At 60.2% G+C, this 14,822-nt stretch carries 12 protein-coding genes and 4 pseudogenes; 3 read left to right on the forward strand and 13 right to left on the reverse strand.

Translation table 11 applies throughout. The features are described from left to right. Positions 1–4: 4 nt before the first annotated feature. Together ACSSV3_RS13630 and ACSSV3_RS13635 are read right to left on the reverse strand one after the other, a co-directional pair. The gene (locus tag ACSSV3_RS13630) at positions 5–1,576 is read right to left on the reverse strand and encodes an MDR family MFS transporter (RefSeq protein WP_051051489.1); all 1,572 of its coding nucleotides are present in this window, start codon (positions 1,574–1,576) and stop codon (positions 5–7) included. After that, positions 1,573–2,700 carry an HlyD family secretion protein gene (locus ACSSV3_RS13635; RefSeq protein WP_039338698.1) on the reverse strand — a complete coding sequence of 376 codons (1,128 nt, stop codon included), beginning with the start codon at positions 2,698–2,700 and terminating at the stop codon, positions 1,573–1,575. Before ACSSV3_RS13635 ends, ACSSV3_RS13630 begins: the two co-directional genes overlap by 4 nt. Before the next feature lie 125 nt (positions 2,701–2,825). Here ACSSV3_RS13635 and ACSSV3_RS13640 point away from each other — a divergent pair, with 125 nt between their 5' ends. Beyond that, entirely contained in the window at positions 2,826–3,317 is a 492-nt protein-coding gene (locus tag ACSSV3_RS13640; protein ID WP_052242797.1) for a MarR family winged helix-turn-helix transcriptional regulator, read from the forward strand. 4 nt (positions 3,318–3,321) lie between these two features. After that, positions 3,322–4,908: an ABC1 kinase family protein gene (locus tag ACSSV3_RS13645; protein WP_038283222.1), complete on the forward strand. Its 1,587-nt coding sequence runs from the start codon at positions 3,322–3,324 to the stop codon at positions 4,906–4,908. Positions 4,909–6,002: 1,094 nt separating this feature from the next. Here the strand turns inward: ACSSV3_RS13645 and ACSSV3_RS13650 are convergent. Beyond that, on the reverse strand, positions 6,003–7,010 hold the full coding sequence (locus tag ACSSV3_RS13650) for an IS110 family RNA-guided transposase (protein ID WP_354326769.1): 1,008 nt from the start codon (positions 7,008–7,010) through the stop codon (positions 6,003–6,005). 67 nt (positions 7,011–7,077) lie between these two features. Then, positions 7,078–7,610 (reverse strand): annotated as a pseudogene (locus tag ACSSV3_RS13655) (IS5 family transposase); the annotation flags it as partial. A gap of 154 nt (positions 7,611–7,764) precedes the next feature. Between ACSSV3_RS13655 and ACSSV3_RS13660 the strand changes: the two are divergent. Further along, the gene (locus ACSSV3_RS13660; protein ID WP_354326767.1) at positions 7,765–8,976 is read left to right on the forward strand and encodes an IS256 family transposase; all 1,212 of its coding nucleotides are present in this window, start codon (positions 7,765–7,767) and stop codon (positions 8,974–8,976) included. 52 nt (positions 8,977–9,028) lie between these two features. Here the strand turns inward: ACSSV3_RS13660 and ACSSV3_RS13665 are convergent. The 9 genes and pseudogenes from ACSSV3_RS13665 to ACSSV3_RS13705 form a co-directional block, all read right to left on the reverse strand. Further along, a pseudogene (locus ACSSV3_RS13665) lies at positions 9,029–9,289 on the reverse strand (transposase); the annotation flags it as partial. A gap of 69 nt (positions 9,290–9,358) precedes the next feature. Further along, complete coding sequence (locus ACSSV3_RS13670; protein ID WP_354326765.1) at positions 9,359–9,772, reverse strand: transposase; 414 nt, start codon at positions 9,770–9,772, stop codon at positions 9,359–9,361. 46 nt (positions 9,773–9,818) lie between these two features. Beyond that, entirely contained in the window at positions 9,819–9,992 is a 174-nt protein-coding gene (locus ACSSV3_RS13675; RefSeq protein WP_354326763.1) for a winged helix-turn-helix domain-containing protein, read from the reverse strand. 268 nt (positions 9,993–10,260) lie between these two features. Beyond that, positions 10,261–10,509: pseudogene (locus tag ACSSV3_RS13680) on the reverse strand (integrase core domain-containing protein); the annotation flags it as partial. A gap of 42 nt (positions 10,510–10,551) precedes the next feature. Further along, positions 10,552–11,751: an IS256 family transposase gene (locus ACSSV3_RS13685; RefSeq protein WP_354326762.1), complete on the reverse strand. Its 1,200-nt coding sequence runs from the start codon at positions 11,749–11,751 to the stop codon at positions 10,552–10,554. A gap of 60 nt (positions 11,752–11,811) precedes the next feature. Beyond that, a pseudogene (locus ACSSV3_RS13690) lies at positions 11,812–12,740 on the reverse strand (IS3 family transposase); the annotation flags it as partial. A gap of 30 nt (positions 12,741–12,770) precedes the next feature. Next, positions 12,771–12,980 carry a hypothetical protein gene (locus ACSSV3_RS13695; protein WP_354326761.1) on the reverse strand — a complete coding sequence of 70 codons (210 nt, stop codon included), beginning with the start codon at positions 12,978–12,980 and terminating at the stop codon, positions 12,771–12,773. Then, the gene (locus ACSSV3_RS13700; protein WP_354326759.1) at positions 12,977–13,555 is read right to left on the reverse strand and encodes a hypothetical protein; all 579 of its coding nucleotides are present in this window, start codon (positions 13,553–13,555) and stop codon (positions 12,977–12,979) included. The genes ACSSV3_RS13695 and ACSSV3_RS13700 overlap by 4 nt, the downstream gene beginning before the upstream one ends. 139 nt (positions 13,556–13,694) lie before the next feature. Next, positions 13,695–14,822, reverse strand: a complete 1,128-nt coding sequence (locus tag ACSSV3_RS13705) for an ABC transporter permease (RefSeq protein ID WP_354326756.1) — start codon at positions 14,820–14,822, stop codon at positions 13,695–13,697.

Genomic DNA, 14,822 nt, shown 5'->3' on the forward strand with positions numbered 1-14,822 from the left:
GGGCTCAGTGCATCGAAAGGGAGACATTTTTTGGAAGCGGCCTCAGGAAGAGGACCAGCGGAACCGTCGCGAGGGTCAGAATCCCCATAACCAGGAACACGTCATTGTAGGTCATTATGAACGCCTCGCGTTGCAGGGTGCGGCTCAAGACGGCCATCGCCCCCTCCATGCCGCCGAAGTTTCGCGCCAGCCCGTCGAGATAGTCCTGTAGCGAAACGCTGTTCGCATTCAGGGTCTCTTCCATCCGCCGGCTATGATGCCAGATCCGCTGGTCTTGGAACGATGCCAGAGCCGAAAGAGCGAAAGAGCCACCGAGATTGCGCGCCGCGTTGAAAATTCCCGAGGCGTCGCCGGCATCCTCCTTGGCGACCGAAGCCACCGTCGCCTGATTCAGGAACATCATCGACAAGATCATGCCGACACCGCGCAAGAGCTGGCTCTCGGTAAAAACGGCACCACCGGATTCTGCTGTAAGGCTGGTGCTGACAAAGCAGCTGACCGCCATCAGCAACATGCCGGCGCCGACGGCGATGCGAATGTCGATCTTCCGGATCATCAAGGGAAGCACAGGCATCAACAGGAAGGCCGGGACGCCCATCCAGAAGATCACCAGCCCGGTCTGAAGCGCGTTATAATCAGAAATGATCGCGAGGAACTGCGGGATGACGTAGGTCGAACCATACATCACCATACCCAGGGCGAGCGCCATGATCGCGACGCTGGCGAACTGTCGATTGAACAAGAGCTGCAACTTCAAGACTGGCTTGCGTGCCTTCACCTGTCCGTAGATCAGCGAGGCAAATCCGACGACTGTGATGATTGTGAGCCAGCGAATGAGAGAGGATTCAAACCATTCCTCGCGGTGGCCCTCCTCAAGGACGACCGTAAGTCCGCCCAGCCCCAAGATGAGCCCGACAATGCCCGCCCAATCCGCGTCAGTGAGATAATCCCACTTTGGCTTTTCGTGGGGCAAGCCAACGAACAGCAGGAGCAGCAGCAGGCCGCAGACCGGCACATTGACAAAGAAGGCATAGTGCCAGCTCAGATTCTCGGTCAGCCAACCCCCGATCAAAGGCCCCATCACGGGGCCGAGGATCACTGTCATGCCGAACAGGGCCATTCCGATGGGCTGCTGATGTGGCGGCAGCCTTTTGGCCACGATGGTCATTGCCGTCGGAATGAGCACGCCGCCCGTGAAGCCCTGACCCGTGCGGCCGATGATCATTGTCGTAAGGTCGGTTGCAATCCCGCACAGCACCGAAAAGGCGGTGAACGCGCTGACCGCGATGATGAGGAGGGTTCGCAGACCGAACAGCCGTTCCAGCCAAGCGCTCAGCGGAATGACGACAATCTCAGCAACGAGAAATGACGTAGCAATCCAGGTGCCTTCGGCGCCTGTGGCACCGATCTCGCCCTGAATGACGGGGAGTGCGGAATTGACGATTGATATGTCCAGCGTCGCGAGCATGGCGCCAAGCGCGCCCGCGGCCACAGCGACCCAGGCAGTAACGTCTGCGTTCTTTCGGCTCCCGGCCGGCCCGATCGAAGTGTCCTGCGCTGCCAGTATCTCGGTCATTGAGTCCGACTCGAGATCTCTTCCAATTCGCCGGCAGCATTCCGAGTGTCGACCGTAGCCACTACCGACATGCCGGGAACGAGCAGACGCCGCACTTCAGGGGGAGCATCGATAGCGATGCGGACGGGTATCCGTTGAACGATCTTGGTAAAGTTGCCGGTGGCATTTTCGGGGGGGAGGATGGAAAATTCCGCGCCCGTTCCCGGCGATATGCTGTCCACTCGTCCCGCGATCTCAAGGTCTGGCAGGGCGTCAACTTCGAGCCTGACGCTCTGGCCGGCCCGGATGAGGCCGACCTGCGTTTCTTTGAAGTTCGCGGTCACGTAGATCGCGCTCACCGGAACCACCGTCATCAAACGTTGACCCGGTTGCACGAACTGGCCCACCCTGACCGAGAGATCGCCGACGCGGCCGGCCTTGCTGGCGCGCAGCAAGGTCGATTCAACCGTAAGGTCGGCTGTTTCCAGCTGAGCGCGAGCAGCGTCCGCCTGCGCCTGGGTCTGGCTGATCTGCTCGAACAGGGTCCCCCGGCGAGCGGTCGCGGCAGCCACCGCCGCCTGCGCAGCGGCGAATTCGGCCCGCGCCTGCCGCGCCTGCGCCTCATACTGGTCTAGCTTTTCCCGCGGTTCGGCTCCTGTCGCTGCAAGGGGCCGATATCGCGCCACCTGGTCGTTCGCGAGGTCCAGTGCCGCGCTCGCGGCGGCGAGTTGGGCCCGCGCCTGGCGAATGGCTGCATCCTGTTCGGATACCTGAGAACGGATTGTGTCGGCACCGGCCAGGGTCGCAGCGATCTGTGCGCGCGCCTGCTGCGCTTGCGCCTGATAATCCCGCAGATCCAGTTGTACGAGGGCTCCGCCGCGAGCTACTTGCTCGTTCTCCCCTACGAAGACCTCTTCGACGTATCCCGCTACCTTGGAAGAGATAACGACGCTGTCGGCAGCGACATAGGCGTTATCGGTCGACTGCATGTACTGTCCGTAGGTTACGTGCCGGTAGTACCACCAGATCCCGCCAAGCAGCACGGCAAGACCAACGATGATTAGCACGATGCGCAAGCTACGCCGCGATTGCGGTTTCGTTGGGGTTGTGCCCTCCTGCTCCGGTTGGTTGGAGTTATCGGTCATCTGACTCTTTCGGCAGCCTCAGTAAAAGGTGAACGCGTCTCGCGCCCTATGAGCCGTGAGACAGATAGTAAAGGCATTTAGCAGTTTGCATTTGGGCATCCGAGGCTATCCGACTACACAGCGCTATGGATGAAAAACCAGATACCATGTCACGGTCTCAGCGTCGGCAGAAGGTCATCACCGATGATGACCGCATTCTCTATCTTATGGACGAGATCAGTCGCGGCGCGCGCAGAGTGTACGATGCGAGGGTCGCCAGGATCGGTCTCAATCAGACACAGTGGAGGATCATCGGACAACTTCTTCGCGATCCTGCCCTTACGCAGGCTGAAATCGCCAAGAAACTGGAACTGGAATCGGCGACCATCGGCCAGGCGGTTGCAGGTCTTTGCGCACGCGGGCTGATGAAAAGGCTTCGAGCTGAGACGGATCGGCGAGCGTGGCAGCTCATCCTCACGGAGCAGCTTGACGATCTGCTGCCCGAACTGAGAGGCTCCGCGGATAGGCTTCATGATCTGCTTTGGCGCGACATTGCCGCCGACGAGAAGCAAACGTTGCAGCAGATTCTTGCAAGGGTATCGGAAAATCTGGACCAACTCCGGGCCGAGGCTGAGTAATATCATGGCATCGCCCCCGGAAAAGCCTATCAGCAGCATCGCTCGCGCCGCGGAGATTGGCCGAATCTTAATGAGGCACGGTGCGAAGACTCTCGCCGGAGCCCTCGGATTTATTCCCTCTTCGAGCAATGTCATCGATCCTCGCGAATTTCGTCCGGCCGCAGTTGTCGCGTTCCTCCGTGACATCGGGCCAGTCGGCATAAAGCTGGGGCAGCTCCTCGCCACCCGAAGCGATCTGTTTACCGAACACTGGATCACTGCATTCTCAACCCTGCACGATCAGGTGTCGCCGGTGCGCTTCGCAGATATCGAGCCCGTACTTGCTTCAAGCTGGGGTGAGGACTGGCGGAACGACTTTGCGCAGTTCGACGAACAGCCTCTGGCGTCCGCCTCGATTGCACAGACCTATTCCGCCAAGCTACGGGACGGTAGCGAGGTCATCGTGAAAGTTCGCCGCCCGGGCACCGCCGCGCGCATGGAAGCCGATGTGCGCCTGCTTGTGCGTCTTGCCGAGATCGCGGAAGCACGCTCGCCTGACATCGCGCGTTACCGGCCAGTCGAGTTTCTGCGGACCTTCGGCCGCAATCTTGCCTGGGAGATGGACCTCGCTGCGGAATCCCGAGCCTGCGAGCGGATCGGCGCATATCTCGAAACCATCGGCGTCAGGACCCCGGCCATCCATTGGGAACTGACCGGGCTGCGGGTGAACGTTCAGGAACGCCTGTACGGCAGGCCCGCGTCTTCGCTGGGCGCCTCATCGGGCGATCCGGAGGTGGCGGCGTTCGCCAAGTGCTATGCCAACGCAGTCCTGCGCATGATCATTCTGAACGGCGAATTCCACGGCGACCCTCATCCCGGCAATGTTTTCCTGATCGGCGAGCAGGATGTCGGCTTCATCGACTTCGGATCGGTCGGGACGCTCACCAAGGCCAGGCGCGACGAGATCGTCCGCCTCGTGCTTGCGATTGCTGGTGAGGAAACCAGCGATGTCGCGGATGTCCTGCTCGCATGGGCGGGGGAGCCGAAGGTGGATCGCGATGCGCTCGCGGTGGATCTGGATCAGTTGATTGGAGAGTTCAGGGGGACCGTGCTATCTGGCATCGAGTTCTCGCAGATTTTTTCCCGCGTTTTCGATCTGTTGCGGGATTATCGACTGGTTCTGCCACCTGATCTGGCCATTCTTCTGCGTACCTTGTTGACTGCAGAGGGCTTCGTCCGATCGCTGGCACCGGACTACAACATCGCCGAAGAGACCCGGCCGATCATGACGGAGCTTCTCGCCGAGCGGTTCTCGCTCGGCAGCGCTCGGTCGGGTTTGAAGAGACTTCGCGGTCAGCTGCTGGGGTTGTCGGCGTCCTTGCCCGACATACTTGCCACTGCGAACTCGATCGCAAAGTCAGGATATGTGCCGGTTCAGCTCGATCCGCTCAGTATCGAGCAGCTCGCTGGACTTCGCAATGAGCGTCAGTCCTTGAAAGGCCCTCTAGCTGCCGCATTGATCATAGCTAGCGCGTTGCTTGTCGATCAATCCTGGCTTCTGGCTGGCGGCGCGCTTGTGATTGCTGGGGTGGTGCTCATCCGAAAGTCATAATGAAGGAGCAACTTAATTCGTGCACGGTCACGATACGGCAAAGCCGAACTTAACGAGGATTTCATGCGCCTCACTTCAGCGACCAAGACGCATCGCGAAGAAAATTTTTCGACCTATTGCGATTGAAGGCTTATTTTCCTCAATCAGACGAAACTTTGGAACGGCAGCTTTCAGGCGTGTCCTCGCCTGACTTTATGGCCGCTATGAGGGCGCAAAGCGGTCATCTCAGGAGTGAAAAGGTAGTGCCTCCCCTGCCCCACGTCGGTCATTTCCGTTCGAATCCTCACGCGGGACTCGAACTCCACCGTTTGACCGGGACCTCTGCGATGTATTTCGCCATGAAATGTCTTGAACAAGCCGTTGTCCTAGCGTCAAAATCTATCCTTCGGCTCGCATTCGCGGGTGGGGGTATCACCTAACTCACCCACAGCGGGAAATACCCCCAAAATACCCCCACAAAGCCTCCGGCTTCAAGCGAACACATGCGGACGCATACGGACACAAGCGGACTGGCGTGGTAGCACATCAGCTATCGAAATCAGGGATTTGGGTCGAAAATCCGGACGCATACGGACACAAGCGAACCTATACGGACGCTATTTCCCGGTAGCGGAGGAGGGATCCATGGATGCCAGTTATCCAATTGATAATTTAGGATACATTTAGAGGAGACCCCAGAAATACCCCCTTCACTACCCCCAATATGGGGTTTTACGATAAGACAATTCAGGGATCGGACGAGCTGAGTTCAGACACCATTTGACCAAGTGATTTTTGTCTCTTCAAAGGTCAGAAACGAGTCAGAGTCGCTGCTCTTCGCACAGCGTCGGATCATTAGGCCGTAGATCTGTAATTTGCAGTAGCTCGGCGGCGTGGCCCTTGAGGGTTTCAAGGATCTGTCCGCACTCGTCGATCATGGGACCGGCGGTGCTGTATCGGGTCTCACAAGGTCGGGCGTTGCCTTGACTCGAAGCGGGCTTTTGCGGCCCATCCGTTTACCTTCGCAGATCGTCCGGCCCTGCGTTCCCTCGCGGGTACGCCGCCACCGGGTCAGCTCGAGAGCGTCACCGCTGGCTTAATGGGTCTATCTCATCTTAAGCCTCGAACAAAGTGCCGTCTCGCAGCATGGCGTGCATGATGACCGCGAGACGGCGGGCGAGCGCGACACGCGCCTTTCGCAGGCCGCGTCGCTTGGCGATCTTGAGCGCCCAGGTTTTCAGTGCAAAGCTCTGCTTGGTGCGCGTCAGGATCGAGTTCGCCGCCTCGTAAAGCAGCTTGCGGACGGTGCTGTCGCCCTGTTTGGTGATCCTGCCCGTCCAGTCGAGTTCGCCCGACTGGTGCCGGCGCGGGACCAGGCCGAAGTAGGCGGCCGCAGTTCGTGATCGCTTAAACCGGCTTGCGTCATCGACCGCTGCGGCGAACGCGGCGGAGGTCTGCACGCCCACGCCCGGGATGCTCATCAGAGCCTGGCAGGCCGGTGACGCTACACTGATCGCCTTGAGCTGACGATCGAGTCGCTTGATCTCGTCGACAAGGCGCTCGCGCACGTCGAGCAGCGATGCCACCGCTTCGCCGAGGCCGGGGATCGCAGCGGCCTCCCGCATCCGCGCGAGGAACCGCTTACCCTGTCCAATGCCCAGCCTGATTCCGAAGGTGGCGCAGAGCCCGCGGAGAGTGTTGTCGAGGCGGACGCGCGCTTCTACCAGATGCCCCCGGGCGGTGATAACCGAGCGCACGCCATGCGCTGCGGGCGACTTGACATGCACCTCCTTGTAGAAGCCGGTGCGCGCCAGCTGCGCGAGCCCGGCAGCATCATGTGGATCGGTCTTGTTGGCCTTCATCGCCTTCAAGCTCTGATGCGCCTGGCGTGCGTCGATGCACACGATGGGGATGTCCAGTTCGCGTAAGCCCAGGCAGATCGCCGGGCTCATCCGGCCCGTCTCGATTACCGCTCGCTCGATCGGTCCGTAGCGCGCCAGCGCAGCGGCGATCGCCGCGGGCGTGCTGTCGACGGACAGCGCGCCGAGCTTGCGCCCCTCCGCGTCAACAACACATACCTGCGACGTTTCCATCGACAGATCGATTCCGGCATAATGGTTCATGGCTGCTTCCTTCCTTCAGCTTTCGACAACCAGAAGTGTGCGCCGTACAGCCGGCCCAGGGAAGCAGCTACAAATTACACGATGACTCATTAGTTGCGATCCATAACCGTGCTGAGAAGAGCTTAATGGCAGCGAGGAAGTTATCGGCGCGTTTGTCGTAGCGTGTCGCCAAGCCTCTGGCGTGTTTGAGTTTTCCGAAGAAGCGCTCGATCAGGTTGCGATAGCGGTAGAGGAAGGCGCTGAAGGCGAAGCCCTTTCGTCGATTACGCTTTGCCGGGATGTTGGCGAAGCCGCCGTTGCTTTCGATCCGTGCGCGGATAGCATCGCTGTCATAGGCCTTGTCAGCCAGGAAAGTGCTGCCGGGTGGTACGACATCAAGCAGCGCTACAGCCTCGCGGCAATCGCTGGCTTGTCCTTCCGACAGATGCAGGCCGACCGGTAAACCCCGGCCATCAACCAGCGCATGGATCTTGGTAGTCAGGCCGCCCCGGGAACGTCCCATGCAGCGATTGGGGGCCCCCTTTTTAGGGTCGCACCATGCTGGTGGACCCGGATCGAGGAACTGTCGATCATGACCAGTTCGCCATCGAAAGCGTTAGTGTCCGCGCTCGTGGTGTAATTTCCGGTGTAGATTGAGGTTGTCGCATGGGGTGGGGCATGCCCCACCCCATGCGATTTCGATCTCGGTGGCCACCGGGCTCATCGGTAAGGTGGAGTTACCACACTTCACACGCCCACCGAGGAGTTGATCCCGATGACCGACGACAGACTACCGCTTGCCGAACTGATGACGAAGACCGGAGACACAGATTTCCTGCGCACAATCGCCGAGAGCGTGCTGCAAATCATCATGGAGGCCGATGTCGATGGCCTGGTCGGCGCAGGCCGCCATGAACGATCGGGCGAACGCACGACCTGGCGCAATGGCTACCGCGACCGCAGTCTCGATACCCGGCTTGGCACGCTCAATCTGAAGATCCCCAAGCTGCGGACCGGCGCCTATTTTCCCGGCTTCCTGGAGCCGCGCAAAACTGTCGAGAAGGCGCTGGTCGCAGTGATCCAGGAGGCGTGGATCGCCGGGGTCAGCACCCGTCGCGTCGACGAGCTGGTGCAGGCGATGGGCATGACCGGCATCTCCAAGTCCTCGGTGTCAAAGCTGTGCAAGGACATCGACGAACGCGTTCATGCCTTCCTCAAGCGACCGCTTGCCGGCGACTGGCCCTACCTCTGGCTCGATGCCACCTATCTGAAGGTGCGCGAGGGCGGACGGATCGTCAGTGTCGCCGCGATAATCGCCGTCGCGGTCAACACCGAGGGCAAGCGCGAGATCGTCGGCCTGCACATCGGCCCTTCCGAAGCCGAGCCGTTCTGGTCGACCTTCCTCAAGGACCTGACCCGCCGCGGTCTGACCGGCGTGAAGCTGGTCATCTCCGATGCCCACGAGGGCCTCAAGGCGGCGATCACCCGCGTCCTCAGCGCCACCTGGCAGCGCTGCCGCGTCCACTTCATGCGTAATGCCCTGGCCTACGTGCCCAAGGGCCAGAACACGGTCGTCGCTGCCGCCATCCGTCAGGTCTTCCTCCAGCCCGATCATGCGGCCGCGACACAGATCTGGCGTCAGGTCGCCGATCAATTGCGGGCCCGCTGGCCCAAGCTCGGCGCCTGCATGGACGATGCCGAGCACGACGTGCTCGCCTACATGACCTTCCCCGAGCAGCATCGGGTCAAGCTGCACTCTACCAACCCACTGGAACGCCTGAACAAGGAAGTGAAACGCCGCGCCGATGTCGTCGGCATCTTCCCGAACGAGGACAGCATCATACGCCTCGTCGGCGCCGTCCTGCTCGAGCAGAACGACGAATACCAGCTCCAGCACCGCTACATGCAGATCGAGGGCATGGCCGCCCTGGCCACACCCATAAACGAGGAGGTTCAGCCGCTACAGATTACACCCAAGGCCGCCTGAAAATGCAGCCCGATGGCCAGCACCGAAATTACACCACATTGACGGACGTGACCTCGAAAGCGGCGCTGACGGAGGACAGAAGCCGGTCCCATACGCCAGCTTTGCGCCAACGCACGAAACGGTTGTAGCACGTCGTGTATGGCCCATAGCGCTCCGGGATATCCGCCCAGGGGCTGCCTGTGCGAAACCGCCACAATATCCCATTGATCACCCGACGATCATCAACACGCGGAACACCGCGCACCTTGTTCGGCAACAACGGCTCGATCACCGACCACTCGAAATCCGTAAGCTCAAATCTGCGACGGCTCATCCAAGGCTCCTTCAAATGCCTTGAATCAATCCAATCTACATCTCGCAAGCCAGTTTATGAGTTTACCACCTAGGAGACCTGTGCGCGGGTGGACGTAGACCATTGGAGTAGAGCGTTTTTTGATCCTACGGCGGTGGAATAGAGGAACCACGCGCCGCGTTGCTTGAGGATCGCGTTGGCCTTCTCGCTCTTGTGGCTGGAGAGGTTGTCGAGGATCACCATGTCGCCCGGCTTGAGCGTGGGAGCGAGTTGGGTCTCGACCCAGGCCTCGAAGATTTGACGGTTCATCGGACGGTCGATCACCCAGGGCGCGGTCAGGCCATCGTGGCGCAGCGCGGCGATGAAGGTCTGGGTGCCCCAGTGACCGAACGGAGCCTTCATCCTCAGCCGCTGGCCTCGGCGCGCGCGACCCCGCAGGCGGGTCATCTTGGTGGTGGTGCCGGTCTCGTCGACGAACACCAGCCGTTCCGGGCGGCGGCGCATCCACGGCTGGCGATGGTCACGCCAGACCCGCCGCGCACGCACGATGTCAGCGCGATCGGTCTCGCAGGCCAGCAGAGTTTTTTTTGACAGTAAAACCTGCCGCCTTGAGCAGGCGCAGCACCGAGGTGTGATGCACGCTCACCCCATGTTCGCTCGCCAGCCGCTCGGTCAGTTCGCACAGGGTCAGCTCACCATCCGCCTCGACCCAGCCGATCACCATCTCGCGGTAGGCGCCCAGCTTGCCGCTGCCCGCAGGTCAACCCTGTTTGGCAGGCGCCACCGACCCGGTCTGCGCCTGGCGCTGCGCCAGCCTGACCGCCGTCGCCGCGCTCGCCCCAAAACGCCGCGCCGCTGCCCGTCGCGAACCACCCTCAGCAATCGCCGCATAAATACGGACACGAAGATCAGAAGAATGCGCTCTGCCCATGTGAGGTGGTCCCGTCTTCTTGGACAGGTTGGCGGCGAAGTTAAGCTAATCCCGGATGTGATTATGCCGCCAGTCTGGTCATCAGATCATGGGGGGCATGCCCCCCATGATCTGAAGCGTCGATCCGTCCATAGGCCTCTGCCGGGGTCTGCCCCGCTAGACCCGAGTGCGGTCGCTGCGTGTTGTAGTAGGTGATCCAACGAGCAAGGCCAGTGCGCAGCTCCGAACCGGTCTCGAAGGCGTGGAGATAAACGCATTCATATTTGAGAGATCGCCACAGCCGCTCGATGAACACGTTGTCCATCCAGCGGGGGCCTGTCAGTAATTTTGTGCGCGAGGTCGTTTTTGTTCATCAGACCGTGAACCTGTCGCCGAAGATGATAGCGAACTGGGTTTTGGCCTCGAACCACTCGCGCGGGGGCCGTTTCCATTCTTCGGCCGCGTGATTGAGAACGAGGTATAGCAGTTTCATCGCCGCCTCGTCACCGGGGAAGTGGCCGCGCGTGCGCACTGCCCGCCTGAGCTTCGAGTTCAGGGCCTCGATGGCGTTGGTGGTATAGATCATCCGCCGGATCGGCGCACTGAAGGCAAAGAATGGGATCACTTGCTCCCAGTGCCGACGCCAGCTCTGGGGGATGGCTGGATATTTCTGGCCCCAGGGCCCTGCCTCGAAGGCTTCCAGCGCGGCCAGGCCGGTCTCGGCATTCTCGGCGCGATAGATGCTGCGCAGGGAAGCTGCGATGGCCTTCCGGTCCTTCCACGACGCAAAGCCCATCGAGTTACGGATCAGATGCACAATGCAGGTCTGGACCACCGTTTGCGGGAACACGGCGTTGATGGCATCGGGGAAGCCCTTCAATCCGTCGACGACGGCAATGAGGATGTCGGCCACCCCCCGGTTCTTGAGCTCGTTCATGACGCGCATCCAGAACTTGGCCCCCTCGGTCTGCTCGATCCACATCCCGAGGATTTCCTTGGTCCCGTCGGGCAGGATACCGAGCGCGATGTACACCGCCTTGTTACGGACAAAGCCCTCATCCCGGATTTTGACCCGGATCGCGTCGAAGAAGACCAGCGGGTAGCAGGCATCAAGCGGCCGTCCTTGCCATTCAGCGACGGTTTCCAGCACGGCGTCGGTCACCGTCGAGATCAGGTCCGGCGACACATCGATGCCGTAAAGCTCCTCCAGATGTCCCCGGATCTCACGCACCGTCATGCCGCGCGCATACATCGAGATGATTTTGTCGTCGAAGTCCGGGAAGCGGCGCTGGTATTTGGCGATCAACTTGGGATCGAATGTGCCCTGCCGGTCACGCGGAATGTCCAGCGTCAGCTTCGAAGAACCGGTCAGCATCGTCTTCTTCGAGGTGCCGTTGCGGCGATTGCCGATCCCAACCTCGGCTTCCGATTCGAGATGATCATCCAGTTCGGCGGCAAGCATCCGCTCCGAAAGCGCCTTCTTCAGTTCAGCAATCAAGCCGTCCTTGGCAAACAAATCCTGCGGATCACGCCCTGACAGCAACTGATCCAGTAACTCCTTGTCGATCGCCATATCGATGGTCCTTTCCATTCCATCTATATGACCTCGCGCACAAAATTACTGACAGGCCCTCCAGCGGCCTCGGCCGTCCATGCTGATCCGCACCTCGGCATCCCGCAGCACGCTGGTGAAGGCTAGCGAAGTGAACTGACTACCCTGATCCGTATTGAAGATCTCGGGACGACCGAAGCGCGCCAGCGCTTCCTCCAAAGCCGCCACGCAGAAGCCCGCATCCATCGTGTTCGACAGGCGCCAGGCCAAGACCTTGCGGGTCGCCCAGTCCATCACCGCGACCAGGTACAGGAACCCTCGGCGCATCGGGATGTAGGTCACATCCGCACACCACACATGGTTCGGTCGCACTATCTCCAGCTTGCGCAGCAGATACGGATAAATCCGATGCTGCGGATGCGGATCACTCGTGCGCGGTCGCTGGTAGATCGGCGACAGGCCCATCTTGCCCATCAGCCGCCGCACACGTCGTCGGCCAACATCATAGCCGCCTCGGCGCAGGTGCCGGACCATCTGTCGACTGCCATACCACGGCATGTCGAGGAACGCCGCGTCGATCACCCGCATCAGCGCCAGCGTCTCCTCACTCTCCGGCACCGGTGCATAGTAGTAGGACGACCGGCTGATCGAGAGCAGCCGGCATTGCGCCGCGATAGACAGGCGTTGGTGAGCTGGTTCGATCATCGCCCGCCTCCGTGCCACGCTCATCGACCGGAGGCTCTGGCTAAAAAATCGCGCTCCACGACCAACTGACCGATCTTCGCGTGAAGCTTCTCGACTTCGGCCTCGCTGGCCGCCCGGGCCGCATCACTTGCCCCCGAGAACGTGCCTGCCATCCCTTCGACCGCCTGCCGCTTCCACGCCGCGATCATCGTATGGTGAATGCCGTGCTTCGCGGCCAGCTCCGCCAGCGTCAGGTCACCCCGGATCGCTTCCAGCGCCACCTTCGCCTTGAACTCCGCGCTGTAGCGCTTCCTCGTCTTCCTCATTTCCCGTCCATTCCTCAGGTCGGGATTAGCTTAGCACCCTGTCCAAATTTCCGGGACCACCTCACCCTTTGACAGCGAGGTGCCGCCCTTGAGCTCGAAGCCAAAACCCAACTGCTGCAAACCCCAGATACCATGCATGATCCAATAGTCTTTTTCGACTAGGCTTGGGTCGATTGCGTGGTTTCGGGCAGTCACGGCAATCAGATCGCCGAAATCAGGCAAGTTGTGCAGCAGCGTCATGTGCTGTGCAGCACAGGCGACAATAACCGCTCCGCTCGAGCCGAGCCAAAGTCGCGGACGGCCCGTGCCAGGCGTTTGCGATCCATTCCTCGCGCGCGCGCTAAGGCTTTAGGCAAGATGCTGGATGCATCTTCAGGCAGCCGCTCGAGGTTATGAAGCAGGTCTACGAGCAAGACCTCCTCGGTCAGATGAGCCGGTAAGGTGGCGCGCATACGAAAATCATACTCGCGACCATCGAGCTTGAAGCGCCCATGCCGCTTGTGGTTGTAGACGACCGGCACGTTGTGAAGCTGCGTGGTGCCCACACCTAGGCCATTGTAGGCATTGGGCGACAACATGAGAAAACGTTCATCCCCAAGGAACCTCCCCACCAGTTTCTCCGGCTTTGCCGGAGCATTACCAAAGCGGGTCCGGCGCGGCGCCATGTACAGACCGTTCGCCACCTTCTCAAGGCGTCCTTTCGCGACAAGCTGACGCAGATGCCGGTCAACGGCAGTTGACCAGCGTGCAAGATCTTTACGCCGGTAAACTTGCCCTGGTCGCAATTTTCGCGCGAGTTCCGTCACTGCCGACACTGAATGCTCCTTTGGTTTCCAGATAGGATCATTCAGACAAAAATGCAATTTTCTCATTAAAAATTCATGCACACGTTGACGGCGATGGCACCAAAACACCCAGTTCTCCTGAAGCAAATCTTGCCTACCTGCACGCGAATCACGCCATCGATGCGATCGTCTTACGGAAGCGCGAGAGCGCAATTGCAAAGAACACCACACCGATCGCTGCCGCCGCAGCAAACTGCGGCCAGACCACATCGATTCCGGCTCCGCGAAACAGAATCGCCTGCCCCAGTTCAACGAAATGAGTGGTTGGCGCAGCGAGCATGACGGTGCGCACCACCTCAGGCATGCTTTCGCGAGGTGTCGTACCCCCTGAAAGCATCTGCAGCGGCAGAAGCACAAGCACCGCCAACATCCCAAACTGCGGCATATTGCGCGCAATGGTTGCCATGAATATGCCCATTGATGTCGTCGCGAACAGCACCAGCGCCGCGCCAGAAAAAAACAGTGTTAACGATCCTGCGACCGGGATGTCGAGCGCTCCGCGTACCACCAGGTTGAGTGAGGCAAACGACGCCACCAGCACGACAAGGCCCATCGACCAGATCTTGCTCGCCATGATCTCGAAAGGCGTCACTGGCATGACCAGCAAATGCTCGATAGTGCCGTGTTCGCGCTCTCGGATCAACGCGGCCCCGGTCAGAATAATCGAGAGCAACGCGATGTAGTTGATGATCTGAGACAGGCCACCGAACCATTTTTTGTTCAGCGTCGGATTGAACCGTGCGCGCACTTCAAGGTCTACCGGGAGGCTTGTCTTGCTGCGGTATCGCTGCATGAAAGCAGTCACTTCACCCAGCGCAATTTGCTGGATGTAGCCGCTCCCGCTAAACGCCTGAGTCATGCGCGTCGCGTCAGTGTTAAGCTGGATTTCCGCCTTACGCCCTGCGAGAATATCCTGCTGGAAACCCGAAGGGATGTGCAGCACGAACGTATAGATTCCTGCATCCAGGCCGGGGTCGATCTGCGACGGAGCGATGCGATCGGGTGTCTTGAATTGGGGCGGATAGAATGCCGAAACGATCCGCTGCGACAGCGGCGAATTGTCCTCGTCGACGACGGCGATTGCCGCCTTGTTGAGGGTTTCCGGCATTGAAGAGGCGGACGTGTAGACCGACGCCGTGAACAGGAACAGGATCAGCACCAGCATTGTCGGGTCACGCCAAAGACTCCACAGCTCCTTGACGCCAAGCCGGTAGATGTTGGAGAGCTTCTGGCGCAT

This window comes from Porphyrobacter sp. MBR-49 (assembly GCF_053628655.1).

Coding starts and splice junctions, on each gene's coding strand:
- ACSSV3_RS13630 (WP_051051489.1), bottom strand. CDS start 1,576: ATGACCGAGATACTGGCAGCGCAGGACACTTCGATCGGGCCGGCCGGG.
- ACSSV3_RS13635 (WP_039338698.1), bottom strand. CDS start 2,700: ATGACCGATAACTCCAACCAACCGGAGCAGGAGGGCACAACCCCAACG.
- ACSSV3_RS13640 (WP_052242797.1), top strand. CDS start 2,826: ATGGATGAAAAACCAGATACCATGTCACGGTCTCAGCGTCGGCAGAAG.
- ACSSV3_RS13645 (WP_038283222.1), top strand. CDS start 3,322: ATGGCATCGCCCCCGGAAAAGCCTATCAGCAGCATCGCTCGCGCCGCG.
- ACSSV3_RS13650 (WP_354326769.1), bottom strand. CDS start 7,010: ATGAACCATTATGCCGGAATCGATCTGTCGATGGAAACGTCGCAGGTA.
- ACSSV3_RS13660 (WP_354326767.1), top strand. CDS start 7,765: ATGACCGACGACAGACTACCGCTTGCCGAACTGATGACGAAGACCGGA.
- ACSSV3_RS13670 (WP_354326765.1), bottom strand. CDS start 9,772: ATGCGCCGCCGCCCGGAACGGCTGGTGTTCGTCGACGAGACCGGCACC.
- ACSSV3_RS13675 (WP_354326763.1), bottom strand. CDS start 9,992: ATGGTGATCGGCTGGGTCGAGGCGGATGGTGAGCTGACCCTGTGCGAA.
- ACSSV3_RS13685 (WP_354326762.1), bottom strand. CDS start 11,751: ATGGCGATCGACAAGGAGTTACTGGATCAGTTGCTGTCAGGGCGTGAT.
- ACSSV3_RS13695 (WP_354326761.1), bottom strand. CDS start 12,980: ATGACGCTGCTGCACAACTTGCCTGATTTCGGCGATCTGATTGCCGTG.
- ACSSV3_RS13705 (WP_354326756.1), bottom strand. CDS start 14,822: ATGCGCCAGAAGCTCTCCAACATCTACCGGCTTGGCGTCAAGGAGCTG.